The organism is Vibrio rarus (genome assembly GCF_024347075.1).
Lineage (GTDB): Bacteria > Pseudomonadota > Gammaproteobacteria > Enterobacterales > Vibrionaceae > Vibrio > Vibrio rarus.
Genome location: NZ_AP024900.1, coordinates 1,263,610 through 1,284,786 on the forward strand (window position 1 = coordinate 1,263,610; position 21,177 = coordinate 1,284,786).

The window sequence follows — 21,177 nt, forward strand, 5'->3', positions numbered from 1 at the left end:
GAGGCTTAGCCTGCGCAAACGGTTTCGCTCACATCCATTCGCGCAGGAGGCTTTTGCTATGGTTTTAAATGACGTTTTATTGCGAAAATCAAACCATGAGCTGGACCGTTATGGCAACTAGCTCGCTAGCCAAAGCATAAAGGTCATAACAAATGGCGCTAAAATCGAGGTGATAACACCACACAACACTAAGGCCAAAGAGCTAAAAGCGGCGTCTTTTTGATTATGCTCAAAGGCTGTAGCCGTGCCCAAAGCATGACTCACTGTACCCATGGTGAGCCCTTTGGCAATGGGGTGTTTAATTTTTAATATGCCATAAACGGGATAAGCCAATAAAGAACCGGTAAGGCCCGCCATTAGTACTAACATCGCTGCCACTGCAGGTTCACCGCCAAGTTCGGTGGAGACTTGCATGGCAATCGCTGTGGTGACTGATTTGCCCATAATGCTGGCCAGCAGTTGAGAGTCGGCACCGAGCATGACGGCCAAAGAGCCTGCAGTGAGCATGGAGCCTAAACTACCAATGACACAAGTGGTCAGAATAAGCTTCCACTTAGCACGAATTTCACTGAGCTGTTCATACAGAGGATAGGCCAATGCCACAACCGCCGGTTGCAATAGATGCTGAATCACCAAGTTGCCGTCATAGTAAGTTGTAAAGGGTATTTTGAACAACAGCAAAAACGGAATGATTATCGCCAAACTGATTAACAGAGGATTGGCTAAAGGATGATGCGCTTTTTGCGCGATGAACTTTGCAATAAAGTAAACAACGATGCTGAGTAAGAGCCACATATTATTGCTCCTTACTGAGTATTTTGTCTAATGCAAGGGACAGAACCACAAGCACAAAAAGACTGCCAAGCACAATACTCACTAAAATGGCCAAAGCGTTATCAAGAAGAATATGGTAGTGATTTATTAACCCGGCACTGATTGGGATAAACAGCAAAATCATATAGCGAATAAGTAAAGAGGCACTCGGTTGTACCCAGTGCGGTTTGACCACACCACTGACTAACGCAGAAAATAAAATGAGCAAACCAATAACACTACCAGGTACGGAAAGGGCAAAGAATTCTTGAATCCATTCGCCAGCCATTAGCGATAGGGCAATTAATCCTGCACTGAGGAGGTAAAAGAAAGCTTTGCTAATCATATTTTTAAGAAACCAATTGTGTAACGTAAGTGTAAAGCGCACGAATAATCTTCACTTTGCGCTCATCACCTTGATGTTGAGAGACCAAGTTTTCTAAGTTTAACATGTAATTTGGTAGCTCTTTCTCGAACTTATCTCTACAGTAACGCAACCATTGTTTCTGTTCTTGATCGGTTAAAGTATGGAAGTAATTTCTTGCTCTAAAATTAAACAGTAATGGAGCGATTCTTTGATCGGACACTTGAATGTCGAGGGCTCCTAACACTTCAGGCTTAGCTTGGCGAATGATCTGCATTTGCGCTTTGTCTGAAGGTGAGAAAAAACCGTTGTACAATTGCTCATCGACATTGTCATTGGTGACAAAGGTTCGAGGTTCAGCAAATACTCGATCGAGCTTTTCTCTAATTTGCGGGTGCTGTAATAACGCTTGTTGGTTATTTAAACACTGCTGTTTATCAATTTGAGTACGCTGGGTTGCCTCAGCGGTTAACACACCAATAGGGGCCAAAATAGGGCACTTGTTCAGGTGGATCAGTTTTACGGGAATAGGTAACTGATCCGGTTCAAGATCATCTCGTTTGGTATAAAGGCGTGCTTTGATTTGTTCGGCGTTCAAATCAATTAGCGGGCTGATATCTTGGGTGAGATCAACAGCAATGAGTGCCTTGGTGGCGGTCCACCCTACAGGCGCCACTAACGCCGTCTTTAAGTGTTGTTGGCTTAACATTCCAGAGACATGCACTAAAGGCGCCATAGTCACAACATCTATTAATGTGTTGAGCTTTTGTTTGCCTCTGTGCTTATAGAAAAAATCAAACAGTTTAGGTTGAGCAAGTTTGACCTTTTTTGCCATCTCTATAGTGGCATATACATCGGCCATGGCGTCATGAGCATTACTGTGTTCGATGCCGTTTGCTTGCGAAAGGTGCTCTAAACGAAAGCTGGTTTGCCCATCGTCATTTTTTGGCCACTCAATCCCTGCGGGGCGCAAGGCGTGACAAGCGCGCATCACATCGAGAAGATCCCATCGTGAGTTGCCATTTTTATAGCTCCACTCGTAAGGTTCTATAAAGTTTCGATAACAGGTATAGCGGGTCACTTCATCATCAAAGCGAACACTGTTATAGCCAAGGGTACAGGTATTGGCACGGCTCATTTGTTGGTGAATTGCGGCGATAAACTCAGGTTCAGAAAGACCCTCTTGCATCGCTTTTTGCGGGGTGATCCCTGTCACCAGTGCCGCTTCAGGGGTGGGTAAGTAGTCGGCTGGAGGGCGACAATAAATGACCAACGGCTCGCCTATGACATTCAGATCGGCATCGGTACGCACACCTGCAAACTGGCAAGGTCTGTCTTTAGCAGGACTGACCCCCCAGGTTTCATAATCAAAGAAAAAGAATGTGGGTTGGTCCATTTGCATAAAAATCGTCCAAAAATCAGTAGGTTGTTAGTTAGTATACCAAGGGCTGTCAGTTTGCGCGCTTTAATAGCGCAGAAAAACAGGTAGCAAAAGGCAAAAACGTCAGATCAAGCGCTCGGCGACATTGATAATAATAACGGCAAAACAGTGCCTTACGATGGGAGCTATTAGACCACCCCATGAAATGGATAGCAAACCTGTTGCCCTATATGAGGCAGAGGTAACGACGCTCAATAGAAATAGTGAGACGATAAACAGTAGTGAGTAAGGGCGGCTACCAATGAAAAGAATCTAAGCCAAACAGATCTTGAGATAGGAGGAAAACCGAGTGCCTGCCATTGTCTTAGCAGACACTCGGTGATGCGCTCTATAACAGATATATAGCGCAGATTAGCTCTAAGAAAGTTAGCGAGTTGACGGGGTTAGGGAGTCAATCAACAGAGGATCTTTTTGTGGCGTAGGGAGCTGCATTTGTGCCACTGTGTTTAGACCCTGCGCGCTGATGCCACCACTATAAATGATGGCCCCTTGTGCGGTGTTCATCGCTTCTTCACCGACATTCCACTGCAAAAAGAAGTCACTGAGATCGTAGCCAGAGACATAGGAGCTGCACACCATCAATAGATCTCCATCTGAGAGTCCTGTGACAGAGGCATCACAATAGTTTGTTCCATCTGTATCTTGGTTGTTACGTGCTAAGCGATGCATCAGTTTGATCATATTCCAGCCCTCATCATTGCCATATATAGAGGCTTTTTCACTCGATGGCTGGCTGTCATACCAATGATTAATACTAAAATGTGATTTTGCCCAGATTTTTAACTGTCCAAACATAATCAAACGCACACCCGCATCGCCATTGGCCCACGCATGCCTCGCATTTCTCTCGAGCCAATGTGGTGCTTTTTGGATTTCAAAGACAATGCGATCCATTCTCGGGTTGTCATTGCGCCCTTCGAGTTCTTGCATATACAGGGCCAGTAAATTATTGGTGACCTCTGTCCCCCCTGTCACATTGAAAGGGGCAGAGGCGAGGTTATGGCCCACTTCATGCCACAACAGCCAATCGTTTAATGGATCGGTGGGTACAGTGTTGCGCGCACTATCAAACGCCGAATTCATCACAGGATAACCTGAGTGCGCAGAGCCAATGGAAATTTGCACATCATTTACAAAGCGATGACGGAAGCCTTTTAGGTCGGCGTAAGTGTAACGACGATGAGCCCCTTGCCAGTCATCACGCCCATAAAAGTCGCTAGCCGCATCAGCAAAACGATTCAAACCACTGACGAATGTAGCTAAATCCGTTTCAGTAACGTTGTTGACGTGGGTGGTGTAGACAAAAGATCCACTATCAATTTCGGCCATTTGTACTTGAGATTGTTGTGGTGTGGTTACCCAATGCCCCTCTTTAAACAGAGGTGCTTTCATCACGCCACTAAAGTGAAATTGGCTAGCGCCTGCCGATTCAAGAGGGCGTACATAAACGAGCCCACCATAAGGGGATTGGATCTGGGTACTTCCTCCATCATGGAGAAAGGTTTTGGTCATTCGAGGCGGACGGTTTAAGTTGGTTTCATGTTGACTGCGTCCGGTAAGATCATCGGCAAACATAACAGTAATCTGTGCTTTAACGCCACCCGTGACTGTGCCAATTTCATGTTGAGGAAGCCATAATCCAGTGGATTGTGTATTACCCACGGTGTAGTTCACCGCCGTGCCGTCTGTTTCAATGGTCACCGTTTCTGAGGTGGTGGCCAAAGTGGTTGGACGGGTAGGATAGGCGGTAGTATCTACCTTGATGCGGTAATCCCAAAATGAACGGCCAAGCATAATGCGCGTTAGCGGTTTTTCTTGGTAATTTAATGGATAGCTCGGGTTAACAAAGTGCGCCAGTTCCCCTTCGCCAATAATCATATTGTTGGCGATTAAGGTATTTTTTAGCGATGGTGGGCAAGTGCCATTTCCAGCATAACTATCATTGGTATAACAATTCATAAACTCAATGAGACGCTTAAAGCCAAGCTCATCTTGTGACTGAGGATCATAATAATAGTTATTGTTGTTCCATAACCAAGTAGACAAGTTATCGTAGGTTTGATTGAGCTCCGTAATGGCAAGTCGTTGCCCTAGCGCGCCTTTGCTTCGATAGTAGAGTTCATGATCGGCTAATGCTTGAATATTGTCCCCTAAGTTAGCCGCTTTCACCATACTATTGGTTTGGAAGTAAATACGCTCAAAATCTTGGCGACCGTAGGCGCGCTCAAGAACGCCAGTGCCAGAACGAACTTCGATACAATTAAACTCATACTCATATTCATGAGTACACACTGGCATATCGGTAAAGGCGTGCTGCAATTCTTTAATCGCCGCTTCGCGCTCTTGTGCATTATTAACGCGGATCATCGCTCGCTTTGCGTCGACCTTGCCGTTTTCATCGGTCACTTCATAGGTAGGTACATGCAATGGTGTCGAGGCCATTTCATTGTCCGAGACCCAAGAGACACTACCATCATCGTGTACGGTAAAAGGTTGCTTACCATTGGCTAAATTTTCAAAGTGTTGAATAACCACCACTTCTTTTTCTTGTTTATGATTTAAGGTTGGAGCGTTGTTACACCATCGTCCGTCTGGGGCGCAGAGACTTTGGCTGGTGGAGACCACACTTTGACCGCCAATAGAGACACCAGCGGCGTCCGCAAGACGTCCAATGGGCTCAGGGTTAGCGCTTTCAATGCCATCCATAAACAGCACATTACCTCCAGCATTGATATAGGTAATTAGCGCGGTAATATCTTCTTGAGAGAGATGCGGTTCATCTAAGTTGGCCGAGTTATTAGAAGGGTTAAGCTTATAGGCTTGCAAAATGAGTATCGGCGTTTCTACGGGATCAAGGGCGTGGTATTCGCCAGAAGCAATAGAATTAACAGCTTCTAAACCGTAACTGTCATGGATAAAGAAGTCATAACGCATCCCTGCGCTGACGTTTGCTTGAGAAAACGCAGCCTGTTTAATATTGCTAGCAACGGTTTTGTTTTCTGCATCAGAGAACCAGTCAAATAAGTTGCTAAAATATTGCTGCATAGCGCCTTGATCTGAACGAGGATCATCGGAGGTGGCCACTGAGGTACAAATCCTTTGGCGACTGTCAATTTTCACTTCGTTAAAACTGTTCGCCCAAAATAGCTCAGGACAAGACAATATGGTGGGATAGACCGAGTTCCCCATAAAAACGACTTTACCTTCGCCAATGAGTCCCGCAACAACAAAAGGCAAGCCATAGGTGACATTACTATCGGCCACTTTAGGGATCGCTTGCATTGCAATGGTGGGATGTTGAGCAATATAAGGTTTGCCGTCTCGTGTCCATGCTTGCGCTTCTCCAAAACGAAGTAAGCGATTATTATCGCTTCTAGGCATCATCACCGGAAAAGCTTGGTTAGAGAGGTTAATTGAGAGGTTGCCTCGAGCGTGACCGGTAGCACCATAGCCCCCTTGATTGTCATGAAAGACATGGAAGCTATCGACGTTTTTAAAGATGGCGTTTAGTGATTGCGTAACATATTGACCGTTATCTAGCGCATGTACTGAAGGGGGGCGGGGGCTAAATAGGGACGTATCTTGCTTTAATTGGGCGTCAATTAATGCGGTTATGCCTAATTCAAATTGACCTTCAAATTCGTCAGGCACTGTCATGCCATCACTGCCGTCAATAAAGCCACCATTGGGTAAGCGAAGATTGATCAGCTCATTAATCACATTTGGGTATTGAGAGAAGACTTTGCTGACCCTGCTATCAATGGCCAGCCCTTGGCTCGTTATTGAACCATAGCGCTCTAGAAGTGATTGAATGTTATCTTTTTCGACACTGCTGTGTGTAACATCAGTGATCTTGAAGCTCAGTTGATTGCCTTTAATAGAGCCTAACTCAAAAGTATCAATACCAAAAGTCAGCTCATCGCCCCATAGAAACTCAAATTCACCGGCAGAGTTGGTGATCCCGGTAGCGTGGGTTGAAAAGTAACTGATCCCTGCAAGGGGGCGTCCTTGCGCATCACTGAGAGTACTTGAGGTTAATACCTGTGCATCACTACTTGGTGTATAGCTGTAGCTTTGCTCGGCATTGGCTGCGACAAAATCCGCATCTAAATTGTTATTCGAACCTGGGGTAACTTCAGGAGCGATTTCAGGATCTACATGAGAGCTAGGGGTTTTGCCCACCTCATCGGTAATGGTTTCTTTTATTGCTGCCAGATAGGCATCAACAGCATTCTGATCATGTAACTGTTGATAAACGTCAGCGATTTCATAAGAGTCGATAGAGTTTAAGCAGATGCTCGTGTCATTTCCACAACGGTCAATACTTTGTAATATCAAGGTTGCATTAGTACCGTGTTGTTGTAAAACATCAAAAGAAACAGGCACTTTTTCACTAGGGTTAGCCACGCTTTCTGCATTAGGGAATGGAGCCGTAAACTGGCCTAACTCGACAGCCTCTAAGGTGCAATTAAATGACACCCCTTGCATGACCTCAAATGATCCATGAATGAGCGATTGGCCATTACAATGCACATCTCCAGAAATGGCTTGTCCAGAGGTTAATAGCGAACCGATATACGTGGTCTGGGGAATAATTTCCACTGGTGGCGTGGAAATAGGCGGTTCAGTTGGAGACTCAGGTTGTGTCGGTGGCGCAGGATCACTAGGGGTGATCGGTTGCGGGTTATCGTCATTACAACCCAGTAATGCCAATGACACTATTGTTGCTAACAATAGTTTATTATTCATTTTATATTGTTCCTTTATGGTTATTAACTGACCGTTATTATCAAAAATTAAAGCTAAAAAAATTCAAACAGATAAACAACAAGTGAAAATATGGACACCCATAGTTAACTCGTTATTGATTGTGTGGGAGTATTGGTGCCACTTTGCCATTTTTGTTGTATAAAAGGTAAGAAGAACAGGTGTTTTACTGCTGTGGAATATATCAAAGTGCAACATTTTTTGAATTCTATTCATCTATTTATGAAGCAGGTGTCACTAATAAAGAATTTTTGGCTCTTTTGACTGGTTGAAATGTAAGCAGTAGACAATATTGACGCTAGGATGTGGGAAGTGTTGTGATGTGATACTTATGAGTTAAATAAGTCTAACTTACTTAATGTATAAGAAAAACAATCACTTAGATGTATAGGTTATTGTGCGATTTTTATGGTGATATGCAGTAAAAATGAATATTTATAGCAATCGTAGTAATTAACTGAACATTCTAGTTTGTAAAAAGCCTTGATGGCGGCGTTGCAAATTTTGAATGTAGAACAACTGCTTATAAAAAAATGGTGCCTTGTGCTCAAGTGTTTTCCTGCGCTATTTCTGATCACTTAATTACTGTGATTGGTATAAAATAAAAGCGTGTAAGAAGTCGCGAGTTAAAATACAAGTAATAATGAGTCGATAATACAGTAAGCGAGTTTTTAATATTCAAGCGAATTATACCGATAATGATGGTAATACACATCTTCTCTAAACTTGTATTTATTGTTAGTGTTAAAATTATTTATTAATAAATTATAATGATAGTGGCAAGAATTAACGGCTTGGGTTTATTATGAATATCCCAGTAATTATCAACAATCAGGCTTCATAGATATCATCTGCGAGTAATGTGCTATATGGATACCATCAGCATGATTTTCATCAAGCATATTAAAAACTAAATATTGCGCCACATATTTGGCTGGTATAGAGCGCAAATTAATAAGAGGCCCGCGCATAATAGGGTGAACGATGCGTAATATCTTTTGCACTATCATTTCATCAAAGCGAGGTGATGCGCGTTTACCTAATAATGGGCCGGGGCGCGCAAAAGTGACTCTGTCAAAGGCGAGTTGTTTGATGTCTCGTTCCATTTCACCCTTACAACGTAAATAATGCGATAAAGACGCGGGATTTGCCCCATAACTGGATACGATACCGATACGTTTCACTCCCATATTTTGCATTTGTCGCGCACAAGCCAGCACTAAATCATGGTCCACATGGTACAAGGCATGTTGGCTGCCAGCTTGCTTTTTGGTCGTGCCTAAACAAATTAAGCCGATGCTCGCCGAAACGCCACTGAACTGGGTGATATCCTCATTGATGATTGGGCTGAGTTTAGTATGGGTAAAGGGCAGAGGCCTTCGTGTCGGCACATACACAGTGCCTAAGGTATGGGTGTGCTCAAGTAAGGTTTCTATAACATGCAGACCAATTAAACCGGTTGCACCAACGATGATAATATTTTCCTTTGTGATGCCCATAATAAATGCCTATGAATATTCTGTAGCTTGCCAATAGATACGATATGATGTTGTGCATATGTTACCGTTAGGTTGTCGGTTTAGGAAGGGAGAATCCATATCGTGCCACTATTTCAAAGCTCATTCTTGCAAGATACACTGCTCCAAGCCCCGTTTTCCCCACGCTCTATAACGTTAGACAATGGCGTAAAAATGAGCTTGGTACAATGTGGTGTATTAACCGTATCACCTGCTAATCATGCAGAAAACAGCAAACATATTGTCATTTCCAGCGCGATTCATGGTAATGAAACGGCACCAATAGAAATCTTAGATGATCTGGTGAGTCAAATAGAGGCGCAACGCATTGTTCCAAAGCAACATTTGTTGCTTATCATTGCGCATCCACAAGCGATACTGGCAAAGAAAAGGTTTATTGAAACCAATCTCAACCGACTTTTTAGCGATGCCAATCAAGTAGACACCCATGAACTGAGTTTAGTTCGAATGTTAAAGTCGTGCGTCAGTCAATTTTGGGAAGGGGTTCCGATGCAGCAGCGCTGGCATTTAGATATGCACTGCTCAATACGAGCCTCTAAACACTATACGTTTGCCATTAGCCCTCAGTCGTCGCACCCAACCAGACAAAAAGAGTTTATTGAGTTTCTTAGCCAAGGCCATATTGAAGCGCTTTTGCTCTCAGAGGAGCCATCTAGCACATTCAGTTGGTTTAGTAGCAGTCAGTTTGGTGCACAAGCGGCGACGCTGGAGTTAGGGCAAGTGGCGGAGTTTGGCCATAACGATCTGGGTAAACTGTCACAATTTAAGCAAGCCTTAATCGCACTTATTATGGCAAAACAAAGCAGTCGTCGTCATTCAATGATTACCTACCAAGTGGCGAGCTCTATTTATCGAAACAGTCAAGATTTTGAGTTTTACTTTGCTCAAGACTTACCTAATTTCTCTACCTTTCATCAAGGAGAGCCGCTAGGGAAAGACGGACAACATATCATTGACATGCCCATTGAGGGAGGAGGGGTGGTATTCCCCAATCCCAATGTGGAGCTTTCCCAACGAGCGGCGTTGATCGTTCAACCTAGTATCACTCATTACAGCAATAATCAGTTGACGGTGAAAGTGGCCTCTTAATGGCGGTTCTTTTTAAGAAAAGCGTTTAATTGCTGCATGTTTTGTTCAAAGTAAGGGTTCCAAGTCATGCGAGCCCTTATATGTTTTTCATCGCCGTCCCCATAGGCCGAAAACCACACTTTATCTGCGGCCGCTGTAGCGCAGTCTTGCCCTTTAGGTTGCTCGTTGAAGCACATTCTAATTTTCCCGTCCCGTTTATACACGGGATTATCAGGAGAGAATATTAAAGAGACATGGGAAGCACTGTGAATGTGCTGTTGCGGTAAGTTCATGGAAAAAGTGTGTATCCGTGGATCAGGGTAGCGAGACTCACCAAACCACAATAATTGGTTGTTTGGGTTAGTAAATGTTTGGCTGAAAGTATCACGGGCAAATGCGGCATCAATGGTTTCATCGGCTTCACTGAGCATAACAAAGGTGGGTTTGTCGTAGTGATGGCTAGCGAGGTCATGTTGAACCGCTTGCGCACTTTTGTAATAAGTCGCAGCGCCGTTCATATGTAAAGAGTTGTATCGCGTGTAATTGTCCTCTTTCTTCTTACTTTCCCAATTGACAAAGTAACTGGCCATAGGTGATAACGCCGCTAAGGGGTTTTTGGGTTTAAAAGCAGGGGAGAACAGCAATAACCCTTTGATGCTGGGGTGCTCATAAGCAAGGGAGGTGACTAAGTTTGCCCCTGTGGAGTAGCCTCCTAGCCATACGCCATCCACTTTGTTATTGAGTAATTGATAGTGATGTTGCACCACCTCTTGCCAATCTTTGAGTTGTACTAGTGACAGATCGGCGGCGCGTGTCCCGTGTCCGGGCAACAAAATAACGCGTACTCGATACCCTTGAGAGACTAAATCTGCTGCAATATCACTATAAGAGAAAGGGGAGTCGCCTAAACCGTGCACCAATAAAATGCCTTGCCCGTTTGGTTGCTTAGGGATCAACTCATAAGGGGCTACGGCGGCCAACTCTGTGCTCTTATCGCCGGTTAAAAACACGCGATGTTGTAGCAACCACTGCCTGCTGTCTTGAATATACGACTGAAAATTGCTTTGCAGGTATGGTGGTAGTTGTTCAGAGGCTTGGTACTGTGGCCCCTCTACACTGCTCACACAACCGGTTAAAAGTAGAGTGATGGAGCTTATTAGTACTGCGTGGCGTGTGAACGTCATTAATAATGTCCTTTATATTAATGTTGAGTCATTTCTAAAGTGGTGACTAATAATTCAAAATCCATTGCAATGATATTGAATTATCACCTGCAAATAATATTGCTTTGTCACTTAAATGTAACCCAAAAATAGGGTAAAGAAAGTAATAGTGTAATAAACCTTGGCTAGCATCAAATGGTTAGCGTACTTTAGTTTATTGATTTAGATCAATAAACTAAAGGGCATCGAAATTGTTTCATTCATGAAATTGATGTTTTGCGGTTATTAATTAGTTTTGGTTTATGTATATTGTTACATTTTGTAGCAACTTAATCACATTACGTGATAGTCATCACAACGTTGTAAATATAAAATTGGAACATGAGTAAGTGTGAATTCAAACCTTATATATTTTATGGAATTAATTTATTCTTACCCGAACTTGGTAAATGAGAGCTTAAAAGGCCGATTACCATGCTTAAATATTTTACATTACTTATATTCGTTCAAGGTTAGAGGCCCCCAAAAATGACTGAACATAATAATAATTACTCGCATTTGTCGAGTAACAAACTTGTGCGCAACACCGTAGCTTTAGTGCTTGCTGGTGGTAAAGGCACTCGTCTTAAAGGTTTAACAAAAGAGATTGCAAAACCTGCGGTTTCTTTTGGCGGAAAATACAAAATTATTGATTTTACCCTTTCAAATTGCATTAACTCAGGTATTCGTCGTGTGGGTGTTTTAACACAGTTTATGGCGCACGACTTAATTGACCATGTGCAAAAGGGCTGGGGCTTCATGACAAACTCAACACTTGATGAAGGTGTGAGCATAATTCCTGCACAACAACGTACTGGTGACTCTTGGTACCGTGGTACAGCCGATGCGGTTTATCAAAACCTAGATTTGATCCGTCGTCGTAAAGTAGAGCAAGTGTTGATCCTTGGCGGTGACCATATTTATAAAATGGATTACTCACGCATGCTTAACTTCCATGCTGAAAGTGGCGCGGATGTTACCGTTGCCTGTATCAAAAAACCGATTGAGCAAGCGTCTTCATTTGGTGTTATGTCACTGGATGCAAACGGACGTATTGTAAGCTTTGATGAGAAGCCAGCCAATCCCACTCCGCACCCTAAAGATCCAAGCCAAGCATTGGTTTCTATGGGTATTTACATCTTTAACGCTGATATTTTAGATAAAGAGTTAAACGATGCATTACTTGACCCTGAATATAACCACGACTTTGGTCATAACATTATCCCTAACTTGCTAGAGCGAGCTAAGGTTAATGGCTATGTATTTACTCAGCGTCATCCAGGTAACAATGGCTACTGGCGCGATGTGGGTGATCTCGATGAGTATTACGTAGCAAATATGGACTTAGTGGCACCAGAGCCGGAACTGGATTTGTATGACCACTCATGGCCAATTATCACTCAGCAGCAACAACGTCCTGGCGCTAAATTCATCTTTAATGACACGGATCGTAAAGGCTTTGCTGTAGATTCAGTGTTGTCAGCAGGGACCATCATTTCGGGTGCAGAAATTAATCACTCGTTAGTGTCGTCTAACTGTCGCATTGAAGAAGCGTCAGTAATTAAAGACAGCATTGTACTTCCTGATGTGGTCATAGGTAAAAACTGCCGCTTAACCAAAGTGATTGTGGGTGAAAACACCATTATCCCTGACGGTACAGTGATTGGTGAAAACCTAGAAGAAGATGCGAAATATTACGAAGTCACCAAAGGTGGTGTAGTATTAGTTACTGAAGCTAACTTCATGTAATGTTTAAGAAATGAAGTGAAATGGAGCCTAATGGCTCCATTTTTTTTGTAAGTACTTTAAGGTTGAACGGTAATTATACCAAGCAAAAATGCCAGCAAACGTATTGCCAATCGCCGCACCAATAAATAAACCTTGTAGCCCATAAAAATAAGCGCCCGCGTACAAACAAGGTAAAAAGAACACAAACAGGCGCAAGCAAGAAACCAGTAATGCCTGCATAGGTTTACCCAGCGCATTAGATACAGAAACCAACAAAATACAAATACCCAGTGGCGCTAAACTAAATGGCACGGTGACTAAATGCATTTTCAGTATCTGTTCTACGCTTTGCTCGCCACTCATTAACATGGCTAAGTGCCCAGAGGCCAATAAAGTGACTAATGCCACCACGATTTGCGAGCCTAAAATATAAACACAGGCGATATTGACTAAGGTATTGATGTTAGCGCCTTGTTTTGCTCCTACAAATCGACCAATCATAGGGGGCATCGACATGGTTAAGGCTAAAACAGAGACAATAGCAAAAAATTCATAGCGACTGGCTAGCGCCCAAGCGGCGATAGCCGCGGTGCCATAGGAGGCCAGCAACTTAGTTGACAGCATTGCCGCAAGAGGGGGCATTAATTGACTGGTCATGGCTGGCATCATGATACTCAACAATGAACGGACACTGTCACTGATACTGAGATCGCTCCAGTCAAAGGTATAGTACTGTTTGTTGCGGATCCGATAGAGCACAAACAGACTGCCCATGCTAAAGGCAACAATAGTTGCCACTGCAGCCCCGTGTATGCCTAAATCAAAATAAAAGATGAATAGGGGATCGAGCAATAAATTGAGCACGCTGGTGATAACCATCATGATCCCGGGTAACAGAGTGTTGCCGTTGGCTCTGCAAACGCTGTATAAAAAATACAGCATAGCGCCCACCCAAGCACTGGCAAGCCAGACAATCCAGTAACTGTCTATAATAGGAAACACATCATCCGTTGCGCCCAGTAAAGACAATAGTGGAGTGCGAATGGCGTATAGAAAAAGGCAAATCCCTCCGCAACCTACGCCGCCGAGCGTTAACACCAATCCGGCCAATTGTCTTGCGTAGTGCCGTTTATTTGCCCCTAAGGCATGGGCAATAACCGAAGTGGTGGCGATACCTAGTCCCACCTGCACACCAATAATTAATTGCCCAATAGGAAGAGTAAACCCTTGAGCGGCCAATGGTAGAACACCTAACTGAGCAATAAATGCAGAATCAATCAGTTGAAAGCTCATCAGCGACAGTACGCCAAAAATCATTGGCCATGTCATTTTAAAAAGCTCGTTACCGAGATGTCGAGTGGTATGTGATGGCATAGTATTCATTCTGCAAGTCAGTGGGAAGTCAGCAAAGGGTGATGGAAGAACGGATTAAAGCGGGGCATTATGCCACAGTCTATAATCAGACCACCATAGGCAATGTTGCACCGCTTTACCCTAACTAATAATCGGGCAATAAATGGTTATTGCTCAGTTTATGAGTGTCATCTTGTTGTTTTGCAAATTCAGCAAGGGCGGGAAAATGCTCTGCTCGCCAAACGGTGAGTTGTGTTATTGACTCAGGAAGGGCGGAGAAACTGCTTTCTTGTTTTGCTGCCACCAAAGTTAGGTAGCCATAGTGTTCCAGTGGTTGCAATGATTTAAGTGACAATGTCACAACTTGATTGTTTTTATTTGCCTCCTCATCACTCCAGTGCGGGGTAATGGTTAAGCGAGGTTGGTAGTCACGAACCTTAACCACCCACTTATTGGGCAGTCTTTTACTGCTGTCCCACCATGTTTTATCTAAACTGTTCATCACCGCTCTAGTCACTTTGGCATCTTGCGCGCCCAGTTCACTCAGTTTTCGGCTAAAAACGGCGCTAAAGGCATGCTCATATTGACCCTGAGTGACCGTAGCGTCTTGCTGTAGAATCTCAATGGCAATTAAAGCTCCTAACATATTAGAGTAGAGATCTTCAGGAGAATACGCTGAGGGGTACTCTTTAAACCCCGCAACGGAAGTATAGCCAAACCACTGCGCGGCTTCATGCCACTGAGCTAAGCGAAACGCGAGCAATGCACTGAGTTCAATTTCTGCAAGGTGTTGCTGTGTATCACTGAGATTGACGGGGACATCCATCATCTCAATGATCCGGCTGCGCAATTCCTCCTCTAATACTATCTGTTGCGCCTTTCCCAATTGCCCTTTGATTTTGCTGTAAATATAGAGGGCGTAATCGGCGGTATCGCGCACATGGGCGGTGTCAATAATCCCGCCAAGGCGTGTATAAATAAGCCCATTGGACTCTTTACCCGTACCCATCAAACTGCTGGTCACCCCTTGCGAGCCATCATTATAAAGGTGCGTGTTGAGATCAGACAGTTCCACAATATTGTTCACTCTGAAAAAAGGCACTGGCACCACCCCTAATTCAGACTTCATATTAATGCCAAAGGCGCAACAAGGGCGCACACCGCTAGGGGCATCTAGCGCATAACTAAAATTCGCAAACAGACCAAGCGCTAACACAAAAAGAGAGGAAAGCTTCATAGAACTCCTTATTTTTTGTTTATAGAGAAACACATTAAAATGCCTCGTGGATATTAAAATAAACGGTGGTTTCGTCACCAAAACCTAAGTCTAAGCGAACATTGACTCTAGGCTTAAACGCGAAACGGTAACCGACACCATAAGTGGGTAACCAAGTGTGTTGAAAAAGTTCGGCAAAGTGAGCGCCGATATTTCCCGCGCCTCCCCATATCACCGCACCATGTCTGGTGGAGAAAGAGTGGCGATACTCCAGTTGCGCCGTCATTTGATAACGATCTCGATAGCGCCCGTAATAATAACCCCGCATTCGGTTGTCACCGCCAAGTTTACTCATTGCAAACCAAGGAAGCTCATCCTCATTACTCAGGCCCTGAACAAAGTAATCAAAGGCAAGAATGTTGTTCTGGTATAACCGATAGTATTCCCGGTAATTAACGGTCAACTCGTTATATTGATAATCAGAGCCTAAAGCATTCAAAAACCAAGTTTGTTCAACGCTTACTAAACGACCCGAGTAGGGGTTTGTTTGATAGTCACGGGTGTCATACTCGATAGCAAGTAGCACACCTAAATTAGTGGCATCTTGTAACTGCTGCGGTTGTAAAGCATTGCCTTGAGATTTTTGACGATATAAAAACGTTGCATCTATGCCCCCTTTAATAAAGTAGTGGTCAATAAATTGATAAGAGAGCGTAGGCTTAATGGCAAAGAATAGACCTTCATGTAGGGTTTTATTATTCGCATCTTCCGCGGCGGCTTTTCCTATTCCCCAATAGTCGCTGGGGGTTTTAGACAGTTTGCCCTCTAGGCCCAATACCCACTGATTTTGATTTAAGAAAGTGGCGTTGTGCACTCCAATGCCATAAGAGCCTTCTGAAGAGGCATAGCCACTGATGGTCAATGTCGACAGTTGGTTGCCACTTTGAATGCCTTGTGGCGAGTAAAGCCCGACCGCTGCGACACCAATGCCAACCCCTTGTTCAGGATTGGCAAAAGGGCCGGGCAGCACCCCCCAATCCATCCCCCCAGAGAGATCCACTTCGTTACTAGACCCAAAAAACTGCAACACATCGCTAAACCAATGAGTACCTTCATCGGTCATGTTATTGTTTTGTCCGTCGCCCATCGCTGTAAAGGGGATAAGCCATATCAGGGCCGAAGGATAAAATACACGTCTCATAGCGCCCCCTTATATGGGGAGAAAATTGCTAGTGGCAACACAATTAAAAACGAGTATCCAGCGCTACAAAGGCACTTTGGCGATCACCAAAGCCAAACTCTCCAACAATATTAAAGGTAGAGTTAATGACATAATTGAAACCAACCACGGTATTCCATTCAGATTCAAGCTCCTGTTGAACGACAAAACCCGCTGTTTCCCCTTCCTCTTCAATCAGTCGGACAAATTCCGCCGGGAAGATGTCTTTTAAATCGCCTTTTAAGGTTTGCTGGATATTTTGATACTGACCCCCCACCCAAACACGTACTGGGTGTCCGTAATTGGTAAAGTCAAAACCTACGCGAGGGGTAATTACAATAGAGTCGATGCCACCATCAATAACGGTTAAATTGGTTTTGGTATAACTGCCGTCAATGATGGTGAACCACTCTTTATATCCGCCCGCAAGCACCATACCACCGCCATACATATTGCCATCTAAATCTAACTTAAAAGGCAATTGCGGTAGGGTGATATTTCGATTATCAGCAACATTGATGTTCACTTTGATGTCAGTTTCGGAGTAGCCGGTAATTTTACCGGCAATGGCATAAAAGTTGAGAAATGGGAATAACCACATATCCGCTCTAACCGTCCAAACATCACTTTCTTGAAAACCGCCGATGGTTTCCACATCGATAGAGTTTATGGGAATGTTTTGTCCTGGAATGTCATCCAGTATAGGGATACAAATGCTGGTATTGGGTATGGGATAGCAGAAGCCAGGAAAGTCAGGGGTATTAATGGAAGACTTAATGCCATTAAGATCTATGGAGTTAACATTAATGCCTTGTTCAACGTGCATATAGCCAACGCTGATGCCAAAGGCTTTAGGAAGAATATAGCCACGCTCTTCGGCTTCAGATTTCCAAATAGGTAACTCAAAGGAAGAGGCATAACTAAAGGGTGAGGTGAACATGGCACCCAATACCGCCACAGTGCTTGAAAAACGCTTAAATTCCATTTACAAACCCAAAATAGATTAAATGTGATTAAGGATAAAATAATTATATACGGTATTTTGAAAAAAGTGAGTAAATACACGTATTTACAGAGACTGTAGTGCATTGGGTGTGCAATGTGTTGATTATTTGTGCGGATATGAGGCTTGTTGAATTATTTTGCTTGTCAATTAAGCGTTAATTGACAAGCGTTAACATTTTTATAAATAGGAGACGCTAGAGAAAAGTGCCTATTATTCGGCTTTGAGTTGCTCAAGAGGAAGCCAGTCAATGTTCACTCCCGCCTGATTAAACATCTCTTCACTGATTTTTATCTTATCGCCCCAGCGAGATAAAAAGTCGGCATTTTGCTCAGGGCAATGCACTGAAGAAATGCCGGTTTGGATAATTTTAGCCGCGCAGTTTGGACAAGGAAAATGCGTCACCCAAATCTCGCAACCATCGAGATCGCGTTTGGCGAACAAAATTGCGTTTTCCTCAGCATGCAGTGTTTTCAGGTACTTCATATCACGGTCATCCGTTTCGGCACTGTCTGCTATGCCGTGTGGATATCCATTAAACCCAACAGAAACGATACGATTATGTTTAGTGATAACAGCGCCCACTTGCGTGGAAGGATCTTTACTCCAAGAGGCGACCAATTCGGACATTTGATAAAAGCGTTTTGCCCATTTTGTTAACATATTTAATTCCTTGAATGACCTAAAAGTACCAGATGAATCGGCTGGGTTTTAGCTTAACTAATTTTATACATAAGCCAAAACACTTTTGTGGTAATAATCCCATTAGTTGCTGATTTATTAAGGATCTTTTCCTGTGTAACCGGCATAAAGTGACGGATGTACGATATAAAGTATGTGATTGTGTGATTTGAGCAGATAAAAAGAGTAATCTGTCTAGCACTTAGGGATCATCTGAGAGAAGATTTTACGGGTGTTAATTATTATTCGAGGATTACCAGGCTCTGGTAAGTCAACGTTAGCTAAAAAGCTACAACAAGAGAGGGCAATGCTGCACCTTGAGGCGGATATGTATTTTATCAATCCGCAGGGCGAATATCAGTTTAATGGGAACAAAATACAGGCCGCTCATGCTTGGTGTTTACAACAAACACGCGCTTGCCTTCAACAGCAAGGCTCGGTAGTGGTCTCTAATACCTTCACTCAATTGTGGGAAATAAGACCCTACCACGCATTAGCGGTAAAAATGGGAGTGGAATTTGCCATCTACCAATGCACAGGGCAATACCCCAATATACATAATGTCCCTGACAGTCACATAAAGAAGATGAGAAAGCGTTGGCATAAGTTGCCACAGGATCTGAAAAAGTACCTAAAATAAAGAGAACTAACAATAATACAGGGAGAGTAATATTGCGACAGTTTATCGAAGGCCTACCTAAGGTTGAGCTTCATCTGCACATTGAAGGAACCTTAGAGCCCGAATTGATGTTTGAACTTGCCAACAGAAACGGTATTGAGATCCCATATTCGAGCCCCCAACAAATTCGACAAGCCTATCAGTTTCACAACTTACAATCTTTTCTTGATATCTATTATCAAGGGGCCAATGTACTGATCACCGAGCAAGATTTCTTTGATCTCACTTGGGCTTATCTACAAAAGTGCCAGCAAGATAATGTGTTGCACACCGAGATATTTTTCGACCCTCAAACCCATACCAACAGAGGCATTGCCTTTGCTACGGTCGTCAATGGTATTCATCGCGCTTTGCAAAAAGGCCAGCAAGAATTGGCGATCAGTAGTCATTTAATCATGTGCTTTTTACGCCACTTATCGCAACAGTCGGCTTTGGAGACATTGCAACAAGCGTTGCCCCACAAAGATAAAATTATAGGGGTGGGGTTAGACTCATCAGAGCTAGGCAATCCGCCACAAAAATTTGCCCAAGTGTTCCAGCAGGCCATCAAAGAAGGGTTTCTTACCGTGGCACATGCGGGAGAAGAAGGCCCTTCAAGTCATATTCAAGACGCCATGACATTATTGGGTGTATCACGTATTGATCACGGGGTGCGCTGTGTGGATGACCCTAAACTGATGCAAATATTACAGGTTTTAAAAATGCCTTTAACTGTCTGCCCGTTATCCAACATTAAACTGAAAGTGTTTGATTCAATGCAAGAGCACAATGTGGTTGAGCTTTTACATCAAGGGCTCTGTGTGACCATCAACTCAGACGATCCGGCCTACTTTGGAGGGTATATGACAGATAACTTCCATCAAATTGCTTTAACGCATCCTATAGAATCAAAAGAGTTAGCTCAATTTACCCGTAATGCCATTGACGCCAGTTTTGCTAGTGACGATCGCAAACAAGATCTGATCCGGCATTTAGAAGGCTATTTAGTGCAGTGTATACAATAGGGCTTACGCCTTTATTGGTTATTGATATTTTAATAAGGCTTGAGTTAAGTTGGCCTTAATTTTCTCTCGAATATGGATGGGTTCAATCACTTCAACCACATTGGCATTTTTCATCAACCACCACTCAAAGCCCAAACTATCACGCACTTTTGCGCTAATAGTGGTGTGTTGAGCGGTGCTGTTAATAGTGGTTTGATTTTTACACAAGCGCGTTTCTTCAATAAGGTGCAAGCCGTCATAGTTATCTATTTTTAGGATCACTTGGGTAAACTCGCCCCCAGAGAAGTGCGGTACATGCTGCTCAATATACTGCTTGGCATTAAAATGCTGCTGACACTTTTGCACGCTAAACCCAAGGCTTAACTTTACAATGCGGTGAATGGCAAAGGTGCGGTATTGCTGGGTATTCTTTTTTACGGCAACTAAATAAAAACTTCGACCATGCAACACAATTCCTAGCGGTTCAATATGATATTGTTGCTCTTTAATGCTACCGCGCTTCTTATACTTCATATTTAAGCTGCGCTTTTCAACAATGCCTTGTTCAATGGTAGCAATGAAGGATTCATCAAATGAGGGTGAGGTGAGTTGAAATTCGATAGGGGCGTAGGTGAAGCGCTCTTTCCATAACTCAATCTTTTGATCCCGTTCGGCTTTCCCTGTGCTAATAAGGTTAGACACCTCTTTGCGCATAGTGGGAGGCAGCATCTCTAATACTTCGTGTTCAATAATTTGCAAAGAGAGCACGCTGCTCATAGCTGCAGGGTTAATGGGGTGTTGCTGGCCTTGTGAAATCTTTATTTGGTGAGGACGCTTGTCGTTATCAATCTCAATGCAATAATAGTCTGCGGCGACTTTGTTGATGATCCTTTGCACGGTTTTCATCTGGCTTTTTTCATCAAGTGCTGGGTTGAGCAAGTCTTTAGACAGCAAAATCTGCCTCAATTCGAGGCTAGTCACATAATCAGGGTGACAGGGGATGTTTTGCAGTACCCGTTGGTAGCGTTCAAACGTTTTTGACATTGCTTTACACCTTTTCATCAGATAACGTGCCTATTTTAGTTTAAGAGACGTTTTTTGTCTCTAACTTCGTCATAATGT

16 protein-coding genes are annotated in these 21,177 nt (G+C 43.4%); 4 read left to right on the forward strand and 12 right to left on the reverse strand.

Annotated elements, in window-relative coordinates:
• Positions 1 to 117: 117 nt before the first annotated feature.
• The 5 genes from OCU56_RS06005 to OCU56_RS06025 form a co-directional block, all read right to left on the reverse strand.
• Positions 118 to 795 carry an LrgB family protein gene (locus tag OCU56_RS06005; RefSeq protein WP_261874613.1) on the reverse strand — a complete coding sequence of 226 codons (678 nt, stop codon included), beginning with the start codon at positions 793 to 795 and terminating at the stop codon, positions 118 to 120.
• A gap of 1 nt (position 796) precedes the next feature.
• Positions 797 to 1,159 carry a CidA/LrgA family protein gene (locus OCU56_RS06010; RefSeq protein ID WP_261874614.1) on the reverse strand — a complete coding sequence of 121 codons (363 nt, stop codon included), beginning with the start codon at positions 1,157 to 1,159 and terminating at the stop codon, positions 797 to 799.
• 4 nt (positions 1,160 to 1,163) lie between these two features.
• Positions 1,164 to 2,579, reverse strand: a complete 1,416-nt coding sequence (gene sbcB / locus OCU56_RS06015) for an exodeoxyribonuclease I (RefSeq protein WP_261874615.1) — start codon at positions 2,577 to 2,579, stop codon at positions 1,164 to 1,166.
• A gap of 405 nt (positions 2,580 to 2,984) precedes the next feature.
• On the reverse strand, positions 2,985 to 7,367 hold the full coding sequence (locus OCU56_RS06020; RefSeq protein ID WP_261874616.1) for an SslE/AcfD family lipoprotein zinc metalloprotease: 4,383 nt from the start codon (positions 7,365 to 7,367) through the stop codon (positions 2,985 to 2,987).
• A gap of 842 nt (positions 7,368 to 8,209) precedes the next feature.
• Complete coding sequence (locus tag OCU56_RS06025; RefSeq protein ID WP_261874617.1) at positions 8,210 to 8,884, reverse strand: NAD(P)H-binding protein; 675 nt, start codon at positions 8,882 to 8,884, stop codon at positions 8,210 to 8,212.
• 102 nt (positions 8,885 to 8,986) lie between these two features.
• Between OCU56_RS06025 and OCU56_RS06030 the strand changes: the two genes are divergently transcribed.
• On the forward strand, positions 8,987 to 10,012 hold the full coding sequence (locus tag OCU56_RS06030) for a succinylglutamate desuccinylase (protein ID WP_261874618.1): 1,026 nt from the start codon (positions 8,987 to 8,989) through the stop codon (positions 10,010 to 10,012).
• Here OCU56_RS06030 and OCU56_RS06035 read toward each other — a convergent pair.
• On the reverse strand, positions 10,009 to 11,175 hold the full coding sequence (locus OCU56_RS06035; RefSeq protein ID WP_261874619.1) for an alpha/beta hydrolase: 1,167 nt from the start codon (positions 11,173 to 11,175) through the stop codon (positions 10,009 to 10,011). The genes OCU56_RS06030 and OCU56_RS06035 overlap by 4 nt on opposite strands.
• A gap of 507 nt (positions 11,176 to 11,682) precedes the next feature.
• Between OCU56_RS06035 and glgC the strand changes: the two genes are divergently transcribed.
• Entirely contained in the window at positions 11,683 to 12,942 is a 1,260-nt protein-coding gene (gene glgC / locus OCU56_RS06040) for a glucose-1-phosphate adenylyltransferase (protein WP_261874620.1), read from the forward strand.
• 27 nt (positions 12,943 to 12,969) lie between these two features.
• Here the strand turns inward: glgC and OCU56_RS06045 are convergent, their stop codons facing one another.
• The 5 genes from OCU56_RS06045 to OCU56_RS06065 all read right to left on the reverse strand — a co-directional run bounded on the left by OCU56_RS06045 (position 12,970) and on the right by OCU56_RS06065 (position 18,375).
• On the reverse strand, positions 12,970 to 14,295 hold the full coding sequence (locus tag OCU56_RS06045) for an MATE family efflux transporter (RefSeq protein WP_261874621.1): 1,326 nt from the start codon (positions 14,293 to 14,295) through the stop codon (positions 12,970 to 12,972).
• 124 nt (positions 14,296 to 14,419) lie between these two features.
• Positions 14,420 to 15,511, reverse strand: a complete 1,092-nt coding sequence (locus tag OCU56_RS06050; protein WP_261874622.1) for a DUF4056 domain-containing protein — start codon at positions 15,509 to 15,511, stop codon at positions 14,420 to 14,422.
• 34 nt (positions 15,512 to 15,545) lie between these two features.
• Positions 15,546 to 16,691, reverse strand: coding sequence for a BamA/TamA family outer membrane protein (locus OCU56_RS06055; protein ID WP_261874623.1), 1,146 nt, complete (start codon positions 16,689 to 16,691; stop codon positions 15,546 to 15,548).
• 43 nt (positions 16,692 to 16,734) lie between these two features.
• Positions 16,735 to 17,694, reverse strand: a complete 960-nt coding sequence (locus tag OCU56_RS06060; RefSeq protein WP_261874624.1) for a hypothetical protein — start codon at positions 17,692 to 17,694, stop codon at positions 16,735 to 16,737.
• Between the two features lie 231 nt (positions 17,695 to 17,925).
• Complete coding sequence (locus OCU56_RS06065) at positions 17,926 to 18,375, reverse strand: dCMP deaminase family protein (RefSeq protein WP_261874625.1); 450 nt, start codon at positions 18,373 to 18,375, stop codon at positions 17,926 to 17,928.
• Positions 18,376 to 18,625: 250 nt separating this feature from the next.
• On the opposite strand from OCU56_RS06065, the gene OCU56_RS06070 reads away from it, so the two are divergent.
• A complete protein-coding gene (locus tag OCU56_RS06070) occupies positions 18,626 to 19,033 on the forward strand; it encodes an ATP-binding protein (RefSeq protein WP_261874626.1) in 408 nt (135 codons plus the stop codon).
• A 32-nt stretch (positions 19,034 to 19,065) separates the two neighbouring features.
• Positions 19,066 to 20,076 carry an adenosine deaminase gene (locus OCU56_RS06075; RefSeq protein ID WP_261874627.1) on the forward strand — a complete coding sequence of 337 codons (1,011 nt, stop codon included), beginning with the start codon at positions 19,066 to 19,068 and terminating at the stop codon, positions 20,074 to 20,076.
• A gap of 18 nt (positions 20,077 to 20,094) precedes the next feature.
• Here OCU56_RS06075 and OCU56_RS06080 read toward each other — a convergent pair whose 3' ends face one another.
• The gene (locus tag OCU56_RS06080) at positions 20,095 to 21,099 is read right to left on the reverse strand and encodes a helix-turn-helix transcriptional regulator (protein ID WP_261874628.1); all 1,005 of its coding nucleotides are present in this window, start codon (positions 21,097 to 21,099) and stop codon (positions 20,095 to 20,097) included.
• Positions 21,100 to 21,177 lie beyond the last annotated feature (78 nt).